Here is a 21,199-nt window from a genome sequence, read left to right as displayed (position 1 = left end):
CATGCAAAATCAGCAACATTCGAATCAGACCCCGCATATTGTGGTGCTGGGGGCCGGCGTAGTTGGCTTATGTACCGCCATTCAACTGCAGCTACGGGGGGCGACAGTCACCCTGGTAGACAAGGATGGTGTGGGTGAAGGCTGCTCAAAAGGCAATGCAGGCCACTTTGCCACTGAGCAGGTATTCCCGCTGGCGCAGGCCTCTTTGTTGCCGCAACTACCGGGCATGTTGCTGGATCCCAAAGGGGCATTACGCATCAGCCCCACTTATCTGTTCAGGGCGATTCCCTGGTTTTTGCGATTTATGACCAATATGCGTAGGCAGGTGTTTAAACGAAATACTGCCTCGCTGAGAGCATTGAATGAGGGCGCCATGGATGCATGGCAAAGATTGCTTGATAAAAGCCAGAACCAGCATCTGCTCCACTGCAAAGGCAGTCTGCTGACATTTGAATCAGACTCCCGCGAAGCCGCCAAAGCCACCCGGGCCATGTACCAAAGTGAAGGAGTCGGGGTTGAGCTGCTTGAGCGTCAGGCACTGGATGCCCTGCAACCGGGACTGCATCCCAATATCACCCATGCCCTGCACTTTACTCAGGTAGGCCACACCTCCAGCCCCTATCAGCTCAGTCAGTCCCTGTTCCTCTATGCCAAATCTCTGGGGGTTAAACTGCTGCAGGCTGAGATCACCCAGATAAAACACGCCAAAGGCAAACTGACCCTGAGCACAGACAGCTCGGTACTCAACACAGATAAGCTGGTTGTTTGCACCGGAGCCTTTTCCAAAACCCTGTGCAGTCAACTTGGCTATCAGGTCCCACTGGATACCGAGCGCGGTTATCACTATATGGTCAGTAGCGAGCGGATGCCGACCATGCCTGTAGTCTCCTTTGAAAAGAAGTTTATTCTCACGCCCATGAGTGAAGGCCTGAGGCTGGCGGGCACAGTGGAGTTCGCGGGCCTTAAGCAGGCGCCCAATTATCAGCGTGCCGATATGCTGAAACAGCTGGGCGAGAGCATCTGGCCGGATATACAGGACGATAAACCCGAAGATGAGAAACGCTGGATGGGATTCAGACCCACACTGCCGGATTCATTGCCGGTAATGGGTAAAGCGCCCCGCCATGACAATCTGTTTTTTAACTTTGGTCATCAACATCTGGGACTGACACTGGCAGCAGTCAGCGCAGAATTGGTCGCGGCCGAAGTGATGGGAGAGAAGCCAGCGGTCAATATGATCCCCTACTCTATCGCCAGGTTTAACTGACCCAAATTCAGGGCAAAAAAAAGCATGGCTTCAAAAAAGGGATGAGAAGCCATGCGTTAACCAAATAAACCGGTATTAAAGGAAGAGAATAATGAGATGAAACACTTGCCGGAATCTCACCGGCTCCTTTATCTGGATTCCTGAAACTTAAAACTGATAAGTGGCGCTGAACAGCAGTTCGCTGACGTTGCCCACATGGTCAAACTGATACTGAGCAGCTACACCCAGATCCAGACCTTTGTATACGTTGTAGTTCAAACCTACGCTGGCGATACCACCGACAGCATTTTCGGTGTGGTGTGCGCCACCGGCACGGGTGATGGTTTGCTCAAGATCGTCATTGGCGACCGCTTCAAACTCATCTTCACTGCCGGCATGATAGCTGTACTGAGTCAGTACCAGACCCAGACCTGTTTTCAGGGTCAGCTTGTCATTCAGAGGCATAAAGTAAACTGGCTTAACTATGTACTGGTGGGCCTTGGTGTTGGCGCTCCAATCACGCTCATGGGTGGCTGACACGCCAGGCTTACCTTCAGTAAACACATGGTCTGTGGTACCCATGTTTTTGCCGAATGAATCCTTGGCCTTGTACTGGTTATAACCAAACTCAACACCAAAGTTGTTGTCGAAACGGTAACCGATAAAGGCGCCACCCACGTCGGTGCGACCACCAGGCTTCAGGTTGACATTGTCACCGGCAAAGTTGGTGTGATAATCCTGCTCCACAGCGCCAATGCCATACTCCAGACCGGCGTAAATACCACTGTTGCTTTTAACCGGCAGCTGAACTTCATCGCCTACCGCCATCACTTCCACGCCGTTTGGAGAATCAACTTCAACTGCGGTGACATCATATTCAACATCTGAGTTTGGCGCGGCAAAAACAGCTGGGCTCATGACCAGCAATGGCAGCAGTAAACGCTTCTTCATTGGAACACCTTCATCATTTAATGAGGAAGGAACAAATAACTCCACCGACAGGACTTGTTTGCACCTTCTGCAATGCAAGTGACTGATCCACTTGCTAACTTGAGATGAAGTCTAAAGAGTCTCAGATGAAGGACCTGTGTCTGAGCTATTAAGTTTTTTTCACAGGGGAACCCGAAACAGATAAAGCTAATTCGCTAAAACTATTGGGGAAAGCGATCGGCCTGAGCAGCTTTGGGCTGACAAAGCGTGTCGCAGCTTGGTACTCTGAGCCGCCTGAATCACAGATACTCAGTACAGCATGGATCTCGCACTGTTCGACTTCGACGGCACTATCACAGATACGGATACCTTCAGCACTTTTATCAAGCTCACTACCTCCAAAAGGCGCAAGCTCGCCTTCGCGCTGCCATTGCTGACCGCCAAATGGGGTTACAAGTCTGGCCTGATGTCCGCCACCCGGGCACGACATATCGCCCTTAAATATGCACTGGGAAATCGTGATGCCAGCGCCATGAGAGATCTGGGAGAGTTGTATGCACAAACCCTGCTGCCGGGGTTTATCCGGCCAGAGGCACAACAGGCTATGGAGTGGCACAGGCAAAGGGGCGATACCCTGGTGTTGGTTTCTGCCTCTTTGGATCTATACCTGCAACCCTGGACCCGGACTCAGGGAATTGAGCTAATTTGCTCCCGGGTCGAAATCTGTGGTGACAGGTTAACCGGCCATTACCGGGGCGCGGATTGCTGCGCAGGAGAGAAAGCCAAAAGAATACTTCAGGCTTATGATTTAAAAGAGTTTGGCGCTGTTCATGCCTATGGAGATACCAACGAGGACAGGGAGATGCTGGCACTGGCGGACCATGCCTGGATGGCGTGGCGTCAGGTCAAACAGAGCGATAACTCTGAATCCCTGACGCTGTAATGCACAAACCTCGTTGGCATTGTACTCAGGCTTTAAGGGCAAGATATTTATTGGCAATTTTAGCCTCATGCTCCAGCAACCAGCGCTTACGCTCCAGTCCGCCGGCATACCCCACCAGCTTGCCATCTTTGCCTATCACCCTGTGGCAGGGGATGATAATTGCCAGACGATTCATACCATTGGCGCTGGCTACCGCCCTTACTGCCTTGGGGTTACCCAGTTTCACCGCCTGCTGCATATAGCTGGCAGTATCACCATAATCTATCTGCTTCAGCGCCTGCCAAACCCGATTCTGAAACTCTGTGCCCGGCGTATGCAGTGGGATATCAAACTCAAGTCGCTCACCGGCAAAGTACTCGGCAACCTGCTGCTTGGCCTGACGAATAAACTCATTCTCTCCCGCCATGATGCAGGTCTTCAGACGTCGCTGCAGATCTTCAAACTCAGTCTCCAGCATTCGGCGGTCGACAAACTCCAGCAGGCACAGGCCCTGATCACTGGCGCAGGCAAACATAGGGCCCAATGGCGTAGTAAACCGGTCGATTAACAGGGGCGCAGATTGCAGTTCACTGGGTGACTTGCCTGTGTACTTTTTAAAGGTATAACCAAAACCACTGAGGGAGTCATACCCCGAATCAAAGGCGGAATCAGTGGCGCTTTTACCCTGCTTAAGTTCTATCATGGCGTTGTTTATCCGATACATACGCTGGAACGCCTGAAAGGTCATTCCATAGTGTTTATTGAACCAGCGGCGGATCTTTTCCGGCGCAATGCCCATCTGCCGCAGGCGGGCATCCCCTACCTTCTGCTTGGGATTGGCGCGCACTTCATCAATGGCCCGGTTGATCTCTTCCGGTGCCTGGTGTGCATTTTCCGTCGGCCGACATACCTTACAGGGACGATAGCCATTATCCATGGCACTTTTCAGGGAATCAAAAAACTCCACATTCTCGCGCTTGGGTTTGCGGGCCCTGCAGGTAGCAATACAGAAAATAGAGGTGGTTTTAACTCCCACATAAAAGCTACCCAGAAAACTGGCGTCCCTGGCGATCAATGCCTGGTAATACTTATCTTCCAGTTTCTTGTTTTCAATCCGCATTCACATATCCCTGCTTTTGTTCTACCCACACCTTAACGACAATGCCTTTGATGCAACAACCGAAAATTGAACACCTATTTTTTCAACCAGGTTTTGGCAACATACTCAAAGCCGTGCACAATGAGCATCAGATGCCACTAACAGAATATAAGCCAATGAATAAAGTTGTTTATGTACCCGCTCACTTCCAGCAGTTGGCAGGCAAGGCTGCCGATGCCTGGTCGAAGAAAAAGTCGCCCAAAGAGTCCGACGCCATGGTGGACGGCGAACGTCTGAGCCAGGATATCGCCGCTGCGGTTGAAGCTCTGAATGCTGAAGGCTATGAGGTGCAGTCTATTATGCCCATCACGTCCGGCAACTATAACTTTGCTCAAATCCATGGCAGTGGCAGTGTATTTGAAAGTGGTGGCTATGGTTACGGCTACAGCTTTACTCAGGGCGTCACCATTATTGGCAGACGTGTGGTAGAACAGACTCAGAGCACTCCTGAGCCTGCTTTGCAAGAAGAGGATGACGAGTTAAACCCTCTGCCGCTGATTGATCAGGAATCAGAGAACTAGGCAGATCAAATACTCTGAATGGCGGGACATAGCGCAAAACCCGCCCTATCACTTTTTTGTCCGGTGCCACAGTTTGGTATACCGGCATCTGTTTTCGGCTAAATTCTTCACCATTACGCCGGTGACAAAGTTATAATTTCACCCCATCAACTGAAACCCAATCTGGTTTCAGTACCTCTATTACGCCAAACATCATGTCTGGGCTTATAACTTTTAATAAAACACCGGATTGGAATCACCATGTCGGATAACACAATAAAAACCGCCCCTCAGACTCAAGCTCCCGGGTTACTGGACAAGCTCTTTGCCATTTCCGAGCGTGGCAGCAATGTACGTCAGGAACTGCTGGCGGGCCTGACCACCTTCCTGGCCATGGTTTACTCGGTTATTGTGGTGCCCAGCATGCTGGGGGCTGCGGGTTTTGACCAGGGCTCAGTGTTTATCGCTACCTGTCTGGTCGCCGCATTTGGCTCCTTGCTGATGGGCTTTTGGGCCAACCTGCCTATGGCGATTGGCTGTGCCATCTCATTGACCGCCTTTACCGCATTCAGTCTGGTACTGGGTCAGGGGATCTCTATTCCTGTGGCTCTGGGTGCCGTATTCCTGATGGGTGTGGCCTTTACCGCCATTACGGTGACCGGCCTGCGCCAGTGGATTTTGACCCACCTGCCTATGGGTATCGCCCACGGAACAGGCATTGGCATAGGTCTATTCCTGCTGCTGATCGCCACCAACAGTGCGGGCTTGATTATCAAAAACCCGGGTAATGGTCTGCCAATTGAGTTTGGTGACTTCACCTCTCTGTCTGTGATCATGTCGATTATTGGTCTGGCGGCGATTCTGGGACTGGAAAAGCGTCGTGTACCGGGCGGCATTCTGCTGGTGATTATCACCATCTCTGTGATTGGCCTGATCTTCGACCCCAATGTGAAATTCCACGGCTTTTTTGCCATGCCAGAGATCAGTGGTGACACTTCTCTGGTCGGTACCATGGATATTATGGGTGCCATGAATCCCATTATTCTGCCAAGCGTACTGGCCCTGGTAATGACAGCAGTATTCGATGCAACTGGGACGATACGCGCGCTGGCCGGACAGGCAAACCTGCTGGATAAAGAGGGCAACATCATCAACGGTGGTAAGGCGCTGACCTCTGATTCTGTCAGCTCAGTGGTATCCGGCTTTGTGGGTGGTGCACCAGCGGCTGTGTATATCGAGTCCGCCGCGGGTACCGCTGCCGGTGGTAAGACAGGTCTGACAGCTGTGGTTGTTGGCGTGCTGTTCCTGCTGCTGCTGTTTATCTCTCCCATCAGCTATCTGGTACCTGCCTATGCGACTGCACCGGCACTGATGTATGTGGGTCTGCTGATGCTGAGCAATGTGACCAAGCTGGACTTCGATGACTCTATCGATGCCCTGTCCGGTCTGGTGTGTGCTGTGTTCATCGTACTGACTGCCAACATTGTGACCGGCATTATGCTGGGCTTTGTATGTCTGGTTTGCGGTCGGGTATTTGCCGGTGAGTGGCGCAAAATCAACTTTGGTATTGTGGCTCTGACGCTGGCTCTGGTGGCCTTCTACGCCGGTGGCTGGGCAATCTAAGCCTTCTTTCAAGGGGAGGCTGGAAACGGCCTCCCTCTCCCATAGTTCCCAATCTTTTCTCCCCCTGCCGGGTACTTTTGACTGACATATCCGGTAATTATCCCCCGCAGGGGGGATGAGCCCCTGAGCCTTCCGGCGTTACAAAGAGAGTAACCAAGGAGGCCTGTATGAAACATTTCAAACTCAATACGTTAGCCCTTGTTCTGTCAGGCACCGCTTTATTGTGGGGCTGTGGCAGCGACAATGATGCAGTAGAAACCGTTCAACCGCCTGCTCCTGAACCTCAGGTGCTGACCGGAGTATTCCTCGACAGTCCGGTGGAAGGGCTGGGATTCAGCACCGCCAGTCAGTCAGGCCTGACCGACGCTGACGGCCAGTTCAACTATCTTGCGGGTGAAGCCATTAACTTCACACTGGGAGGAATCGCCTTCCCTGAAGTGACTGCATCTGCTCAGGTCACTCCACTGACTCTGTTCGCCACTGACGACCCCAGGACTATCGAGGTGGTCAATACATTACGGCTATTACAATCCCTGGACAGTAATGGAGTGGCATCCGGTGGGATTACCATTACTGCAGAAACCACTCAGGCTTTGGCAGGTACGACGCTGGATCTGAGCAGCGAAGCATTTGATGCACCACTGCAGCAGGTAATGACCACCGCAGGGATGGATCCTGACGCCATGGTCAGTGCAGATGCCGCACTGGCTCACTTTGATGACACCCTGAACCCGGGTTATGACCTGCAGGATCTGGACGGTAACTGGCTGTCATTCGAGTTCCTGACCCCCAGGTTTGGCCATAACAGCGAGGATTCCTTCGACTATAGACTGGCGAAATGGGTCATTGACACTGGTATTCTGGCTGTGGATGAACAGCGTATCGATGGCACCCGGTTTGACCGCGAAGAGTATGCCATTGTCATAGATGACACCGGCAGAATCACCGCCAATGATGAATCTGAGAACTGGATACAGTTGGACAGCACCAAGCAGATGATGCTCTGGTGGGACGGTGAATCCCATAGACAGAGAATTGCCACCAGCATCAAACAGGCTGAGCATTATGCGCAATCCGATCTGGCTGGCGAATGGATCATAGGTAACCTCTATACACCGGCACACCAGATAATGGACCCGGGGTTGTTGGGAACCGGTCTGTATCACCTGACCATAGATTCTGAAGGCGCAACCCAACTGACTGATCTCAAGGGCACTGATGAAGACGAAAACTTCACATTGAATTTGAATGCCCATGGCCGGGTTATGGAAGACAATCAGGGGTACATTCAGCTGTCGGCCAATAAAGATGTCATGGTTCAGGTAGCAGTATGGGATCAGCTTGAACAGGAGTTGATGATAGGCCTGAAACAGCCGCAAACCCATGTTCTTGCCGAGCTTGAAGGGAACTGGTTTGCCGTGGGGTTAGAGATCCCTCTGGGAGAAAATGATGCCTATGGTTACAGCTATGATATCGACAGTGTCACGATAGACAGCGAGGGGCTGATGCAGTGGACCCATGAAGCCACGGACGATAATGAAGCTGAATTGGGTCTTACGGAAAACTGGCAACTGACACTGGAGGATAATCAACTTACAGATGCCGAATCCGGGCGCTGGATAGTCAATGCCAGTTACACCGTGATGTTCAATATCTACCCCACCACCGAAGGGGAAGGTTTCGCCATACTGATCAGACGGTAACTCTGCAGGCGGGTTGATGCTAATGCCAACCCGCCAATTTACTGAGCAGATGATTTTGATGGCGGCATCCGGATTTATGCAGCAGAGACTTTATCTGAGACTTCACTGTTTCATGGCTCACTCCGCGTAACTCAGAGATCTCCCCGCCATCCATCCCCTTCATAAGCAAACTCATTACCCGGGATTCAGCCGGGGTCAAATGCTCGCCAGGTAGTATCAAACCACTGGGCATTGTTGTGGTTTGCTGCTCCACAAACTTTTGCGCCCAGGGGAGCAACGCCGCCCCTACGACACTTAACTCCTCATTGGCACGCTTTGGGAAACAGCCGGAATGACGATGACAGGACAGGCCCATCAGCCAATGCTCACCAAGAGGAAGAATAAGCCCCAACGACTGATTAAAGTCAAAGTGAGGGGCGAACCTGTGCAGGAATTCAGTTTGCTCCAGCTGTTGATGGGAAGGGAGCCTCTGCAGTACAGCACTATGCCCAATCAACCCCTGAGACAAATAGTTTTGCAGATAGATATCTTCTTCTGCATGGGTGGCAATAAAACAATGGGAATCAGCACTGAGCCCTGCAGAAAAACAGTATCGACTCAAGCCGTCTGCTTGATAGAGAAACAGCAGAAATGCATCGGCTTTAAGCAGTTTCAGCGACGGACCCAGATTGGCATTGATCTCACCCGCGTCCCGACACCGCATCAATTGTCGAACCCAGGCTGACAACAGTGACCATTTCATCTGTCCCCCTGTCTGACAATGGACTCTAATTTAACCATGCCAGACACAAGCCGCAGGCGCTAACATTTAGTCAACATTTACAATCACCTAGCAAGCAATATTGGGGACATCAACAGCAAGGGTGTCAGCCCTGCGTATGATTTACTCAGGGCTGGGACTGCACCTGGGCCAGGCCGGGATCTGTGTTGTCTGTTCTGCCGCGGCGCAGCAGATATCGCAGCGGAATAATGGCAAATGCGATCACACCCACAGCCACCAGCCCATTGTTGGTTACACCCCAATGAATCGCGACCTGGCTGCCCAGCAAGGCGCCACCGCCAATGCCAATATTGAAAATGCCTGAGTAGATCGCCATGGCGATATCTGTGGCACTGGCACCATACTCAAGTACCCGGGCCTGCATGGCCAATGCCACCAGCATCATGGCGATACCCCACAGCATGGCGCCCGGAATTAACTGAGTCAGTGCCGGAGCCGATGAAGAGAGCATGGCCAGACACAGAGCCAGCAAAGCAGTTCCCACCACCAACAGATTGTTTGGATGTTTCGGCTGGAGTCGGCTGAACAGAGTGCTGCCAACAATACCAGCGGCACCATAGGCCAGCAGAACCCAGGTCGTGACATCGCCACTGTAATGCCAAACCTGCTGTACCAGAGGCTCAAGATAGGTGTAGCCGGTGAAGTGGGCTGTCACCACAATCACAGTCAACAAGTACAACCACAACAGAGGTTTATTACGGGCAATTTGTGGCAAACTCGCCAGACTGCCTGAGTTGGATACCGGCAGTGTTGGCAGCCAGCGCCACAGCGCCAGCATCACCAGAGCAGAGGTGATACCTATGCCGGCAAAAGTCGCGCGCCAACCGAACCACTCACCGACTACCCGTCCCAGAGGGATACCCAGCACCATAGCCAGCACAGTGCCGGTTGCCAGCAGCCCCAGGGCCTGCGCACTCTTACCTTGCGGTGCCAGACGAACCGCCATGGCAGCAGTGATTGACCAAAATACTGAGTGCGCCAACGCAATACCGACCCGGGAGACAAGCAACATACTGTAGCTGGACGCCATCGCGCTGACGATATGGCTGCCTACAAACAGGGCAAAGACACACAGCAACAAACGCCTGCGTTCTACATTGGCCAGCAGCAACATAGCTGGCAGCGAAGCCAGGGCCACGATCCAGGCATAAATGGTCAGCATGGGGCCCACCTCTTCCGGGCGCATACCGAAACTGTCACCCAGATTGCCCAGCATGCCGACAGGGACGAACTCTGTGGTATTAAATATGAACGCGGCCAATGCCAGCAGAAAGACCCTGACCCAGGGCATCATGGTGTTAGGTTGAGCTTGCATCTTCAGGTTAATCAGGCGAAAAAGGGAGCAGATTCTACAGTGCATAAACCCATCTGACAATGGTCAAATTTCAACCAGAAAAATTCTGTCAGTATGTGGAATCACGATTGCATCAAACTCTTGAAACAACTTGGCGTTTGACTAGATGTAAGCAGTGGTGATTCAATGCATTTAACAATTTCGCAACGTCATCTTTTGGGGGAGCTGATGCGCTACAGGTTCGATCAGTTTGAGCTTGATACCCTGACTCAAAGTTTGAGTCATGAGGGGAAACTGCTTAACTGTGATGAGCGCATTGTCAGGTTGCTGCTGTTACTGATAGAGCATGCACCTGAGCATGTGGATAAGCAGACACTGCTGAATAGTCTCTGGCCGGATACTGTGGTCAGCGACTGGTCCATTTCACGCCTGATTTCCGATGCCAGAAAGTTATTTAAGTCCGTCGGGGCTGACTTCGCCATTATCCAAACCCTCCATGGCCGGGGCTACAGACTCTCCGCAGAAGTGCTGACCATGCTGCAGCAAGAGCAGCCTGCACCGCCTGAGTCCTCAGCGCAGACAGAGCCCTCAGCGCAGAGAGAGTCCTCAGCGCAGACAGAGCCCGCTGCCGCCGACAGGCAAACCCGAACCACTCGCCCGGTCAGGCTAATCGCCAGCCTGGCAGTCACCTTATTGTTGCTGTCAGCCACACTCTATTTCTGGCTCGATAACAGCAAGCCGCTGCAAATCAGCGAACCTGCCGACACCAGAGCCAGGGTACTTTGGGTTGATGATCACCCCGAAAACAATAAGGTGGAACGGAAATTCCTCGAGAATCAGGGGGTCGCTGTCTACAACACCAGGTCGACACAGGATGCCCTTATCCTGCTGAGCATGTATCAATACGATGTGGTGATTTCAGATATGGGGCGGCAAAGTGATCCTCTGGCCGGATTAAAACTGGTGGAAACCATGCGCCGCCACGGACATGAAACGCCCTTCTTTATGTACACCATTCTGCCTTCCGAGGCGCAGCAACAGTTGCTGAAAGATTATGGAGCTCAGGGAGTTGCCGTTGATGATGAGGAGTTATACCAGCTTCTGGCAGCATACCTGCCTATAGAAACCGATGATAACTAACTGTTTTTAATGGCTTTCAATAATTTTCAAACTCTTTCAAAAGACTGAAAGGCTAACTCAGGCTATAAATAAGTCGCTGACTGAAAAGCGATTTGGCAGCCCCCAATGACAAATTGCTACAGTTGGTGCATGTGATTTCCAAATACACGCTTATCTTGCCAGCCATCACCACCTCCGATGGTTGGCATTTTTTTGTGTGGCCAAAACAAAAACGCCGGCCAAACGGCCAGCGTCACTCTCAACCTCTACAGACTTACTGAATCAGCGCGTCAAACCCAGGGTTGTTAACTACTTCTTTAATCAACATCTGCACCGCAGGGCCATAGGCATCTGCTACATTCTTGCACGCACTGTATGCCGTCCAACTGGTATCGAATGGGTAGTTAACCGTAACACTATAACCTGAGCTGTTGTTGGAAGAGACCTGCATACTGATACTCCAGGATGCAGGACTGACAGAACTGAAGCTTAATTCTGTCACCTGACCACTCACTATGTTGTTGGAGTCCAAGCTGTAAACACCGGCCATAAACAACTCTTCCTGAAACGCAGACTGAATATATTGAGTCGGTGTTTTACCTGGGTTAACCCTGATAGGGCCATTCAGGCGACACACAGGGCTTTCATTAACGCCTGCAGCTAAAGAGATCTCCCCAAGCCTTAACTGCTTGCCCTGTTCTTTCAGCTTGCTTTGAATGGTCAGTACGTTTTCAGTGGATGCTTTGTAGGGAATAGAATTCGTGGTCTCACAACCGGACAGCAAAGCCATCGCCACGGCCAGAGATGTCAACTTGGCAGCCACAGCCAAAGTATTTGAGCGCATATATAGTATCCTTTCTTTGTTATTTTAAGGCTACACATACAACTCAACTGTTCAGCCAGACTGGTTTAATATACCAACAGAGACAAAGTTAATAAAATGTTACTCCAAAAAAACAAAAAAGCCCGCATGTGCGGGCTTTTGAGTAACTAACCGGATGATCAGAACGGGATATCGTCGTCCCAACCGTCATCCAGATCAGGTGTGTAGTTGTTGTTCTGCTGCGCAGCTTGTTGCTGTGGCTGAGGAGCCGGGCGCTGAGCCGGTGCCTGCTGTGCAGGAGCTGACTGCTGTTGAGGCGCAGACTGCTGGTAACCGGAAGACTGCTGCTGTTGTGGAGCAGATTGCTGCTGACGTGGTGCATAACCAGTCTGCTGCTGACCGTAACCACCCTGCTGAGATGCCTGGTACTGCTGTTGCTGCTGACCACCGCCATACTGGTTTTGGTTCTGCTGACCATAGCCGCCCTGGCTTTGACCACCACCCTGACCCTGGTTGCGACCGCCCAGCATCTGCATACTGCCGCCCTGATCAACCACGATTTCAGTGGAGTAACGATCCTGGCCACTCTGATCTTTCCACTTACGGGTCTGCAGTTTACCTTCAAAGTAAACCTGAGAACCCTTGCGCAGGTATTCGCCCACGATTTCAGCCAGTTTGCCAAATACCACCACACGGTGCCATTCGGTGCGCTCCTGTTGTTGACCTTGTTGATCTTTCCAGGTTTCGCTGGTTGCAACAGTGACATTGGCAACAGCATTGCCGTTTGGCATGTAGCGAACCTCAGGGTCTTGCCCCAGGTTACCTACCAGAATCACTTTATTCACACCACGACTGGCCATTAAAATCTCCTGCGATTAATCTCGAAAAAATCTGTTTAATTGACAGAGCCTAACACAGCTCGAGCTTGTCTCAAATCGAAATGCTCATCGACTTTTAAATATGCAACTTTTTCCTCAAGCACCACAATAGCTTCCGCCACACCGGCCAATTTCGACAGTTCCATGGCCATTGTTTTTGCCTGATCAGTTCCCTCAACATTTGCCGCTAAAGTGTAACTTTTCAGCAGCACAGGATTCTGCATTCCCAGACTCAAAATCAGCCAGATTGCCATCAGAATCATACCAGCGATAAACACCCCGGTGGCTCCCAGCCACTGGTATGCACCGCCACCGATAAGGCCGCCACAGAAGGCGCCCAGGAACTGACTGGTGGAATATACGCCCATGGCTGTCCCTTTCTCACCCACAGGGCAGAATTTGGCAATCAGACTCGGCAGTGACGCCTCCAGGTAGTTAAAACCGGTAAAGAAGAGCACCACAGCCACACTCAACCCCACCAGAGAGTGGGAGAAGGCTGCCATCATGCCCAGTGCCACCAGCAGAATCACCAAAGCCACCTGGAACATACCTTTGGCGTTTTTGCGCTTCACGCCGATGATAATCAGGGGCACCATCAGGAAGAAAGCACCGATAAAGGCCGGGAAGTAAAGCATCCAGTGCTCTTCTTTGGCAAAGCCGGCATCCACCAGATCCAAAGGCAGCGCTACAAATACCGCCGTCAGCACCAGGTGCAGAATAAAGATACCGGCATCAAGACGGATAAGCTGAGGGTTCTTCAGCATCTGCACAATACGGGCAGGTGCAGCCAGGGTATCCCCCTTAGGCGCATGGGTTACCGGGTTGGGCACCAGCAGCTGCACTATCACTATGCCCAGCAATGCCAAACCGGCAGTCATGGCAAACAAGCCAGATAATCCAAGATGCTGGGCAACAACCGGGCCTACCAGCAGCGACAGTGCAAAGGAGAAACCGATACACATGCCGATAATAGCCATCACCTTGGTGCGCTGCTCATCACGGCTGAGATCGGCAGCCAGAGCCAGCACAGCGGCGGCAATCGCTCCCATCCCCTGCAGTGCCCTGCCCGCGACCACGCCATAGATGCTGTCTGCCATGGCAGCAACCACAGAGCCAAGCGCAAACACCAACAGGCCCCCCATAATCACAGGCTTGCGGCCAATGCGATCCGACAGAATACCCATGGGGATTTGCAGTACAGCCTGAGTCAGACCATAGGCACCAATGGCGATACCTACCCACAGTGGAGAGAAACCTTCCAGGTGCTGACCATAAAGCGCAAACACGGGCATGATCATAAACAAGCCCATCATTCGCAATCCGAACACACTGGCGAGGGAAAACGCGACTTTTTTCTCTGTGCCCGACAGACCGCTTGCCGACATGAAAATTTGTCCTGCTGGTTAAAATTCAGGGGCGGGATATTAACATAAGCCCCTCATATGCCCAAAACAAAACCCTTAAACCGAATTCACCTTTTGGCAAGAAAACCAAACCGCTGAACGGCAACTGTCCATGCCAAACAAGTCACATCACAGACTGCTGACACAGGTCTGACTTTACTTCGCCCGGCAAGCAAAGCATCGCTTAAGCTAATCGCTAATACTGCCTGCAATCACAAAGTGTTCTGTGCGATACTTATGCTCTTTTGTGCAGCCAAACCTTGAGCGAGAGATGGACAATATTGAAGTCAGGGGTGCCCGCACCCACAACCTCAAAAATATCAACCTGACAATTCCACGGGACAAACTCATCGTCATCACCGGCCTCTCCGGTTCGGGCAAGTCGTCCCTGGCATTTGATACCCTGTATGCCGAAGGCCAGCGTCGCTACGTTGAGTCGCTCTCCGCCTATGCGCGTCAGTTCCTCAGCCTGATGGAAAAGCCCGATGTCGACCATATCGAAGGTCTGAGCCCGGCTATCTCCATCGAGCAGAAGTCCACCTCCCACAACCCTCGCTCAACCGTGGGCACGATTACCGAAATTTATGACTACCTGCGTCTGCTGTTTGCCCGCGTAGGTGAGCCCCGCTGCCCGACTCATGGCCAGCCATTGAAAGCACAAACGGTCAGCCAGATGGTGGACAAAGTGCTGGAGATGCCTGAGGGCGACCGTCTGATGCTGCTGGCGCCTGTGGTCAAAGGCCGTAAGGGTGAGCACGTCAAATTGCTGGACAGCCTGGCCGCTCAGGGTTATATCCGTGCCCGTATCGATGGCGAAGTATGTGACCTGTCCGACCCACCTGAGCTGGACCTGCACGTTAAGCACACCATTGAAGTGGTGGTGGACAGATTCAAGGTCAAACCGGATCTGCAGCAGCGGCTGGCGGAATCTTTTGAAACCACACTGGAGCTGTCCGGTGGTATTGCCGTGGTTGCCCCTATGGATGGTGAAGGTGAAGAGCTTATCTTCTCTGCCAACTTCGCCTGCCCTATCTGTGGCTACTCTATGGCGGAGCTGGAGCCGAGAATCTTCTCCTTTAACAACCCGGCTGGTGCCTGTCCAACCTGTGATGGCCTGGGCATGCAGACCTTCTTCGATCCTGAGCGGGTGGTGATCAGCGATGACCTGTCGCTGGCCGGTGGTGCGATTCGCGGCTGGGACCGTCGTAACTTCTACTATTTCCAGATGCTCAAGTCGCTGGGCGAACACTATAAATTCGATGTGGAAGTACCGTTCAAGGATCTGCCCGCCAAAGTGCGGAAGATCATCTTCTACGGCTCAGGCAAGGAAGAGATCTCCTTTAAGTACATCAACGACCGTGGCGATGTGGTGGTTCGTAAGCACCCGTTTGAGGGGATCCTCAACAATATGGATCGTCGCTACCGGGAAACCGAGTCCAACTCGGTGCGTGAAGAGCTGGCCAAGTATATTTCTCACCAGAGCTGTAACAGCTGTGGTGGCTCGCGTCTGCGGGAAGAAGCCCGCAACGTGTTTATTAAAGAGCTGAATCTGCCGACCCTGACCGAATGGTCCATTGGCGAAGCCATGGCTTACTTCGATGCCCTGGAGTTTGATGGCCAGAAGGCACAGATTGCCGAAAAGATCCTCAAAGAAGTACGCGACCGTCTGGGCTTCCTGGTGAATGTGGGCCTTAACTATCTGAGCCTGTCCCGCAGTGCAGAGACCCTGTCCGGTGGCGAAGCTCAGCGTATTCGTCTGGCCAGCCAGATTGGCGCCGGTCTGGTGGGGGTAATGTACGTACTGGATGAACCTTCCATTGGTTTGCACCAGCGCGATAACGAGCGCCTGCTTAGCACCCTGACTCACCTGAGAGATCTGGGCAACACGGTTATCGTAGTTGAGCACGACGAAGATGCCATTCGCATGGCAGACCATATTATCGATATCGGTCCGGGCGCAGGGGTTCACGGAGGTGAAGTGATCTGTGATGGCCCTATTGAAGCCATCGTCGGTTGCGACAAGTCGGTTACCGGCCAGTACATCAGCGGCAAGAAGCAGATCTCTGTTGAGGGCGGACGTATCCCTTATGATGCCAGTAAGGTGATTGAGTTGTTCGGTGCCAGTGGCAACAACCTTAAAGATGTCGACCTGACTATTCCTGTGGGCCTGATGACCTGTATTACCGGGGTATCCGGCTCAGGTAAGTCGACCCTGATTAATGACACCTTCTTCAAGATTGCCCACCGTATGCTGAACAAGGCCACAGTGGATGAGCCTGCACCTTACAAAAAGGTCAAAGGCATGGACCACTGCGACAAGGTAGTGGATATCGACCAAAGCCCGATTGGCCGTACGCCTCGTTCCAACCCGGCGACCTACACAGGTATCTTCACGCCAATCCGTGAGCTGTTCTCGGCGACTCAGGAGTCTCGCTCCCGTGGCTATCAGCCCGGCCGCTTCTCCTTTAACGTAAAAGGCGGACGCTGCGAAGCCTGTCAGGGTGATGGTTTGATCAAGGTAGAAATGCACTTCCTGCCGGATGTGTATGTGCCCTGTGACTCCTGTAAGGGTAAGCGCTACAACCGTGAAACCCTGGAAGTGAAGTACAAAGGCAAGAACATTCATGAAGTGCTGGAGATGACGGTAGAGGAAGCCCGTGGCTTCTTCGATGCTGTACCTGCCATTGCCCGTAAGCTACAAACCCTGATGGATGTGGGCCTGTCCTATATCCGCCTGGGTCAGAGTGCCACGACCCTATCCGGCGGTGAAGCCCAGCGGGTTAAGCTGGCCAAAGAGCTGTCCAAACGGGATACCGGCAAGACACTTTATATTCTGGATGAACCAACGACCGGTTTGCACTTTGCCGATATTCAGCTGCTGTTGGATGTACTGCATCGCCTCAAGTCTCATGGCAACACCGTGGTGGTGATTGAGCACAACCTGGATGTGATTAAAACCGCAGACTGGATTGTGGATCTGGGTCCTGAAGGCGGCTCAGGTGGTGGTACGATTCTGGTTACCGGCTCACCGGAAGAGGTGGCTGAGCATCCCACCTCTCACACCGCGCGCTTCCTTAAGCCGCTGCTGGAAAAGATGTCCTGAGCAGAGAATCAAAAAGGCGCCCTCGAGGCGCCTTTTGTTTTTCATCAATCAGGCCCGTCTGACCTGATTCCGCCCAAGCGATTTCGCCTGGTAGAGGGCTTTATCTGCCCGGGTCAACACCTGGCTGACATCGTCATCACTGGCTAACACGGTAATGCCCGCACTGATAGTCACCGGCATAATCAACTCTCCAACAGTGACAGGGCTGGCATCTATGATACAGCGGATCCTTTCCGCAACCCGTGTCGCCTCCTCCATACAGGCTTCAGGCAGGAACACGGCGAACTCCTCTCCGCCAATCCGCGCTGCTATATCCTGAGTCCTGAGCTGGGTTTCCAGACGCTGGCAAATTTGTTTCAACACCTCATCACCCACAAGGTGGCCATTCTGGTCATTAATCTCTTTAAAGAAGTCCACATCAAGGAAAATCAGCGAAGCAGCCTGGCTTTGGTAGCGACTGGTACTCAGATATTTTTCAAGGGTGTCCAGCAGGAACCTTCTGTTAAACAAGCCAGTCAGCCCATCGGTCTCGCTGAGAATACGAAGCTGTTTTTCGAGCTTGTATCTCCGGGTGATATTGCGGGTGAGCAGAAGGACTGCACGTTTACCTTCGAACTTACTGGTCAGGGGAACGATTTTGCCTTCATATCTGAGCACACCCTCAGGGCCTTCACGCCCCACCTCATTTAACTCAGCAATATCGAGATCATACTCAACAATCTGTATCTCATTATCAGATATAGCTTTTTCTATCTGACTGAGAAACCAGAGCGCTTTATCAATGGGGAGAACATCTTTTAAGTAGTGGCCCACAAGGGGACTGCCATCATGGTAGGCCTGTCGGTCGACACCGCCCAGATAGGCGATATATTTGCCATCAATGGAGAGAATAAACGCAGGATCAGGCAGAAGTGAAACTACCTCACTCAACTGCTCAGGGTTAAGGTTTTCCATATGCCTTTGCTCATCCTTGGCGTTCGGCTTTCAGTAATTAGTCTGACTACAAAATATCAACCAGGCACTAAAAAGCAACAAAACCGACACGTTAAAGCCGATAACCCGACCGAAACAAGGTGACACAGATCACAAAAGCGCGATCGAAAATGGAGGTTTTTTGAGCACATGATTAATATGCACGCCGCCGCATGAGGTGGCAAAATTCACAGACAGGGTATTCAGGAGACCTTCTTCTGTCTGACATTGGGCCGTGCAACAAACTTGCATGGCTGGATATCACAGGCAGAATTTATGGCGCTTCAATTGGTTAAGCTCGCCGGCACCCTGGCTTTGGCCACCGGCTGTGTTCACTTCGCAAATATGCTCAGCATCCGTTATCTGGATGCTTCCAATGTGTTTCTCTCAGCAGCTAAACTCTGCCTGTTTGCCATACCACTTATGTATATCTCAGCGGTAGGCTTCTCCGTCTATTACGGTTCAGGCGCCAAGCAACTTCCCTACGTCTCTTTGGTCCTGGTTGCAGCCGGAATGTCAGCTATCACAGGCATAGCCTTAACCTTTCTGATCCAGAAAATAGCTCCCAGCCCAATGCAAATGCTGGGCGCCCTGATGTTACTTGGGGGTATTGTCCTGACAGTGCTCGGAAAGCGGTAAGACCAGCAGTTCCTTCAGAATATAGTCGGCGACATCCCAGCTATCTGCTCTGACGGTGCGTTTACCCGGATGCCAGTTAGCCGGGCACAGCTCCCCTTTCTGCTCGACAACAGCGATAGCCTGAGCCATGCGGATCACCGCATCAAAATTCACAGGCATAAAGTCTGAGTAATAACTGGCGTACTGCACAACTCCCTGACTGTTCGTCAGGGTTACTGAAGCATAGGGTATCCCATCGGCGACATCATACTCGGCAAAATCCTGAATCAGGAGTCGCTTGTTTCGGGTATAAAGCACAGTAGATACCGCCAGGTATTCCAGTTGTTTGGCCCTTTCCTTAAGCTGATCCAGCATCGAATCCAGCAGTTCACTGGAATAGCAATCCAGCCTCAGCTCCAGTCGATACAACTGCTTACTCAAGGTGTTATCAGACGACATATTTTTCTTCTCTTTTTCGCCGCTTCATGCGCTCTGATGCAAGGGCAATATCATGGTAAATATCCTGGCTTCTATTCGAGACGCCCCAGGAGAAAGATAACCCCCTGGCACTCTGCTGCTGTGCCAGATTAGCCAACTTCAGGTTAAGTTCATCAGCCAGCGTGTCTCTGCAAAGGATCAGAAACTCATCTCCACCGTGGCGAATAAGCAGATCAGTTTGTCTGAATGACTGTTTCAGCAACTCTCCCATCTCGATAATCAGCCTGTCTCCTGCTTCATAACCCTGGGAGTCATTGACCTCTTTGAGTCCGTTAATATCCATAAATGCCAGGCAACTGATATCTCGATAAGCTGAGTAGTCATGACGCAGCAACAAGCCTGTCATCTCGTCGAATCTGTCCACCAGAGCTTTATCTTTCTCAACAATAAAACTGAGGATATTGGGCGCATGGTCGTCCCGCTCAATCAGATACCTGTTAACAATGAAAGTCTTGTCATAGATCTGCTCTTCGCATACGGAAAGCTCCTGATGACTCTGCAAAAACTGGGCATCATTTTCCAGGCACAAACCAAACTCAGGAAACCTCTGGGTCAATTCCTGCCGACTAAGGGATGTATCTTCCACCGCCATCAGGTCACGACTTTTCTTGTTATGATAGATCATGTCTCCATCGGAGTTTTTCAACACGATAATCTGTTTCGACAGCTCCAGACTTTTGCTCAGACCTATCATGCCGATGGATTCCAGGCTTGCGTAGAAAGCCATATCTGACTTAAAAGCCTCTTCATTACCGGCGCCAAGAAAGGATTCATAAGCATCTTTAATTAAGGTCAGCTTCTGATTGATATGACGGCTTTGCTCTTTTTGCCCGAAGAATTCAGGGAGCAGGTTTTCAGGAGGTAATACAAAGCCCTGCTGAGGTCTGGCATAGAAATACCCCTGACGAATCACACTATGGTTAATGTAATTTTCGATAGCATTAACCAGGGCATGCTGGGTCCAGGTCTCAATCCCTTCAACAACAATTCGGGTGTCCGGCCGATTAAAGAGGATCAGCTGGCAGATCTTTATCAGTACAGAAAAGGAAAAAAAATCATGGGATACCTTGGTGAGCAGTGTTCTGTCCAGCTTCACATACTCTGTTTCCAGCTCGCTCAGACGAGATAGATTGGAAAAACTGGCACCAAAGTCATCAATGGCAAACGCCAGCCCTGACTCCCGTAATCGCTTCACATTACTGCAAAGTAACTCAGGTGAATCGCAGGAAGTTTCCATTACTTCGATCACCATACGGTGAAAAAATGGTTTGAGCTTAGCTATACGCTCAACAAACTCCTGACATATAAGGGATTCCGCATGCACGTTGATAAACAACAGCATCTCATTGTTTTTGTTTTCAGTCAGAATCCGGAGAATATTTTCATAATCAAAGAGAGGCTTATTAATCAGCGTCGACAGAAAATTAACCAGATTTGCTTTGCTATCCCTTAGCCTTACCAGAGCCTCATAAGCATAGACTCCCCCCTCCCCCACCATGGGTTGGTAAACAGTGTAAAACATTATCCGCCCCACCTTGCACGACTATCGGCCGCTAACCTAACAGAGAGCAACCTGAGTTAATGTGATACAAGTGATTTTTTAAGGTTAAATTAGAAAGCAGAATCG

The 21,199-nt window shown here is 51.5% G+C and carries 18 protein-coding genes; 8 read left to right on the top strand and 10 right to left on the bottom strand.

What is annotated here, in order from left to right:
• Position 1: 1 nt before the first annotated feature.
• Complete coding sequence (locus ACFOE0_RS18165) at positions 2 to 1,267, top strand: NAD(P)/FAD-dependent oxidoreductase (protein ID WP_248934028.1); 1,266 nt, start codon at positions 2 to 4, stop codon at positions 1,265 to 1,267.
• A 147-nt stretch (positions 1,268 to 1,414) separates the two neighbouring features.
• Here the strand turns inward: ACFOE0_RS18165 and ACFOE0_RS18160 are convergent, their stop codons facing one another.
• Positions 1,415 to 2,197 carry an AcfA family outer membrane beta-barrel protein gene (locus tag ACFOE0_RS18160; protein ID WP_248934027.1) on the bottom strand — a complete coding sequence of 261 codons (783 nt, stop codon included), beginning with the start codon at positions 2,195 to 2,197 and terminating at the stop codon, positions 1,415 to 1,417.
• Between the two features lie 298 nt (positions 2,198 to 2,495).
• Between ACFOE0_RS18160 and ACFOE0_RS18155 the strand changes: the two genes are divergently transcribed.
• Positions 2,496 to 3,119, top strand: a complete 624-nt coding sequence (locus ACFOE0_RS18155) for an HAD-IB family hydrolase (protein ID WP_248934026.1) — start codon at positions 2,496 to 2,498, stop codon at positions 3,117 to 3,119.
• Between the two features lie 25 nt (positions 3,120 to 3,144).
• Here the strand turns inward: ACFOE0_RS18155 and ACFOE0_RS18150 are convergent, their stop codons facing one another.
• The gene (locus ACFOE0_RS18150) at positions 3,145 to 4,218 is read right to left on the bottom strand and encodes a bifunctional transcriptional activator/DNA repair enzyme AdaA (RefSeq protein WP_248934025.1); all 1,074 of its coding nucleotides are present in this window, start codon (positions 4,216 to 4,218) and stop codon (positions 3,145 to 3,147) included.
• A gap of 131 nt (positions 4,219 to 4,349) precedes the next feature.
• Between ACFOE0_RS18150 and ACFOE0_RS18145 the strand changes: the two genes are divergently transcribed.
• The 3 genes from ACFOE0_RS18145 (at position 4,350) to ACFOE0_RS18135 (ending at position 8,083) form a co-directional block, all read left to right on the top strand.
• Positions 4,350 to 4,778 carry a hypothetical protein gene (locus tag ACFOE0_RS18145; protein WP_248934024.1) on the top strand — a complete coding sequence of 143 codons (429 nt, stop codon included), beginning with the start codon at positions 4,350 to 4,352 and terminating at the stop codon, positions 4,776 to 4,778.
• Positions 4,779 to 5,018: 240 nt separating this feature from the next.
• Positions 5,019 to 6,380: an NCS2 family permease gene (locus tag ACFOE0_RS18140; protein ID WP_115137379.1), complete on the top strand. Its 1,362-nt coding sequence runs from the start codon at positions 5,019 to 5,021 to the stop codon at positions 6,378 to 6,380.
• A gap of 167 nt (positions 6,381 to 6,547) precedes the next feature.
• Positions 6,548 to 8,083, top strand: a complete 1,536-nt coding sequence (locus ACFOE0_RS18135; RefSeq protein ID WP_248934023.1) for a hypothetical protein — start codon at positions 6,548 to 6,550, stop codon at positions 8,081 to 8,083.
• A 19-nt stretch (positions 8,084 to 8,102) separates the two neighbouring features.
• Here ACFOE0_RS18135 and ACFOE0_RS18130 read toward each other — a convergent pair whose 3' ends face one another.
• Complete coding sequence (locus tag ACFOE0_RS18130; RefSeq protein ID WP_248934022.1) at positions 8,103 to 8,825, bottom strand: helix-turn-helix transcriptional regulator; 723 nt, start codon at positions 8,823 to 8,825, stop codon at positions 8,103 to 8,105.
• 145 nt (positions 8,826 to 8,970) lie between these two features.
• Entirely contained in the window at positions 8,971 to 10,179 is a 1,209-nt protein-coding gene (locus tag ACFOE0_RS18125) for a sugar transporter (RefSeq protein WP_248934021.1), read from the bottom strand.
• Positions 10,180 to 10,344: 165 nt separating this feature from the next.
• Between ACFOE0_RS18125 and ACFOE0_RS18120 the strand changes: the two genes are divergently transcribed.
• Positions 10,345 to 11,298: a response regulator gene (locus tag ACFOE0_RS18120; protein ID WP_248934020.1), complete on the top strand. Its 954-nt coding sequence runs from the start codon at positions 10,345 to 10,347 to the stop codon at positions 11,296 to 11,298.
• Between the two features lie 253 nt (positions 11,299 to 11,551).
• On the opposite strand, the gene ACFOE0_RS18115 is transcribed toward ACFOE0_RS18120, so the two are convergent.
• The 3 genes from ACFOE0_RS18115 to ACFOE0_RS18105 form a co-directional block, all read right to left on the bottom strand.
• Positions 11,552 to 12,121, bottom strand: a complete 570-nt coding sequence (locus ACFOE0_RS18115) for a hypothetical protein (protein ID WP_248934019.1) — start codon at positions 12,119 to 12,121, stop codon at positions 11,552 to 11,554.
• Positions 12,122 to 12,279: 158 nt separating this feature from the next.
• A complete protein-coding gene (gene ssb, locus ACFOE0_RS18110; protein ID WP_248934018.1) occupies positions 12,280 to 12,960 on the bottom strand; it encodes a single-stranded DNA-binding protein in 681 nt (226 codons plus the stop codon).
• A gap of 35 nt (positions 12,961 to 12,995) precedes the next feature.
• Positions 12,996 to 14,363, bottom strand: coding sequence for an MFS transporter (locus ACFOE0_RS18105; RefSeq protein WP_248934017.1), 1,368 nt, complete (start codon positions 14,361 to 14,363; stop codon positions 12,996 to 12,998).
• 289 nt (positions 14,364 to 14,652) lie between these two features.
• On the opposite strand from ACFOE0_RS18105, the gene uvrA reads away from it, so the two are divergent.
• Entirely contained in the window at positions 14,653 to 17,484 is a 2,832-nt protein-coding gene (uvrA, locus tag ACFOE0_RS18100) for an excinuclease ABC subunit UvrA (protein ID WP_248934016.1), read from the top strand.
• A gap of 48 nt (positions 17,485 to 17,532) precedes the next feature.
• Here uvrA and ACFOE0_RS18095 read toward each other — a convergent pair whose 3' ends face one another.
• Positions 17,533 to 18,438 carry a GGDEF domain-containing protein gene (locus tag ACFOE0_RS18095; RefSeq protein ID WP_248934015.1) on the bottom strand — a complete coding sequence of 302 codons (906 nt, stop codon included), beginning with the start codon at positions 18,436 to 18,438 and terminating at the stop codon, positions 17,533 to 17,535.
• A 294-nt stretch (positions 18,439 to 18,732) separates the two neighbouring features.
• On the opposite strand from ACFOE0_RS18095, the gene ACFOE0_RS18090 reads away from it, so the two are divergent.
• Positions 18,733 to 19,095 carry a hypothetical protein gene (locus tag ACFOE0_RS18090; protein ID WP_248934014.1) on the top strand — a complete coding sequence of 121 codons (363 nt, stop codon included), beginning with the start codon at positions 18,733 to 18,735 and terminating at the stop codon, positions 19,093 to 19,095.
• On the opposite strand, the gene ACFOE0_RS18085 is transcribed toward ACFOE0_RS18090, so the two are convergent.
• Both ACFOE0_RS18085 and ACFOE0_RS18080 read right to left on the bottom strand, forming a co-directional pair.
• Complete coding sequence (locus tag ACFOE0_RS18085) at positions 19,054 to 19,533, bottom strand: hypothetical protein (RefSeq protein ID WP_248934013.1); 480 nt, start codon at positions 19,531 to 19,533, stop codon at positions 19,054 to 19,056. The two genes, ACFOE0_RS18090 and ACFOE0_RS18085, sit on opposite strands and share 42 nt — an antisense overlap.
• Positions 19,523 to 21,094 (bottom strand): GGDEF domain-containing protein, encoded by a 1,572-nt coding sequence (locus ACFOE0_RS18080; RefSeq protein WP_248934012.1) that lies wholly within the window; start codon positions 21,092 to 21,094, stop codon positions 19,523 to 19,525. Before ACFOE0_RS18080 ends, ACFOE0_RS18085 begins: the two co-directional genes overlap by 11 nt.
• Positions 21,095 to 21,199 lie beyond the last annotated feature (105 nt).

It is taken from the genome of Shewanella submarina, from assembly GCF_042646185.1.
Taxonomy (GTDB): domain Bacteria; phylum Pseudomonadota; class Gammaproteobacteria; order Enterobacterales; family Shewanellaceae; genus Shewanella; species Shewanella corallii.
Note: the sequence above shows the minus strand (reverse complement) of the source record. Positions and strands in the feature narration are given on the sequence as shown.

Bases quoted from the DNA above. Each gene is read 5' to 3' on its own strand.
- ACFOE0_RS18120 (WP_248934020.1), top strand. From the start codon at position 10,345: ATGCATTTAACAATTTCGCAACGTCATCTTTTGGGGGAGCTGATGCGC.
- ssb (WP_248934018.1), bottom strand. From the start codon at position 12,960: ATGGCCAGTCGTGGTGTGAATAAAGTGATTCTGGTAGGTAACCTGGGG.
- ACFOE0_RS18085 (WP_248934013.1), bottom strand. From the start codon at position 19,533: ATGTCGTCTGATAACACCTTGAGTAAGCAGTTGTATCGACTGGAGCTG.
- ACFOE0_RS18090 (WP_248934014.1), top strand. From the start codon at position 18,733: ATGGCGCTTCAATTGGTTAAGCTCGCCGGCACCCTGGCTTTGGCCACC.
- ACFOE0_RS18160 (WP_248934027.1), bottom strand. From the start codon at position 2,197: ATGAAGAAGCGTTTACTGCTGCCATTGCTGGTCATGAGCCCAGCTGTT.
- ACFOE0_RS18130 (WP_248934022.1), bottom strand. From the start codon at position 8,825: ATGAAATGGTCACTGTTGTCAGCCTGGGTTCGACAATTGATGCGGTGT.
- ACFOE0_RS18140 (WP_115137379.1), top strand. From the start codon at position 5,019: ATGTCGGATAACACAATAAAAACCGCCCCTCAGACTCAAGCTCCCGGG.
- ACFOE0_RS18165 (WP_248934028.1), top strand. From the start codon at position 2: ATGCAAAATCAGCAACATTCGAATCAGACCCCGCATATTGTGGTGCTG.
- ACFOE0_RS18115 (WP_248934019.1), bottom strand. From the start codon at position 12,121: ATGCGCTCAAATACTTTGGCTGTGGCTGCCAAGTTGACATCTCTGGCC.
- ACFOE0_RS18105 (WP_248934017.1), bottom strand. From the start codon at position 14,363: ATGTCGGCAAGCGGTCTGTCGGGCACAGAGAAAAAAGTCGCGTTTTCC.
- ACFOE0_RS18125 (WP_248934021.1), bottom strand. From the start codon at position 10,179: ATGCAAGCTCAACCTAACACCATGATGCCCTGGGTCAGGGTCTTTCTG.
- ACFOE0_RS18080 (WP_248934012.1), bottom strand. From the start codon at position 21,094: ATGTTTTACACTGTTTACCAACCCATGGTGGGGGAGGGGGGAGTCTAT.
- ACFOE0_RS18155 (WP_248934026.1), top strand. From the start codon at position 2,496: ATGGATCTCGCACTGTTCGACTTCGACGGCACTATCACAGATACGGAT.
- uvrA (WP_248934016.1), top strand. From the start codon at position 14,653: ATGGACAATATTGAAGTCAGGGGTGCCCGCACCCACAACCTCAAAAAT.
- ACFOE0_RS18150 (WP_248934025.1), bottom strand. From the start codon at position 4,218: ATGCGGATTGAAAACAAGAAACTGGAAGATAAGTATTACCAGGCATTG.
- ACFOE0_RS18135 (WP_248934023.1), top strand. From the start codon at position 6,548: ATGAAACATTTCAAACTCAATACGTTAGCCCTTGTTCTGTCAGGCACC.
- ACFOE0_RS18145 (WP_248934024.1), top strand. From the start codon at position 4,350: ATGCCACTAACAGAATATAAGCCAATGAATAAAGTTGTTTATGTACCC.
- ACFOE0_RS18095 (WP_248934015.1), bottom strand. From the start codon at position 18,438: ATGGAAAACCTTAACCCTGAGCAGTTGAGTGAGGTAGTTTCACTTCTG.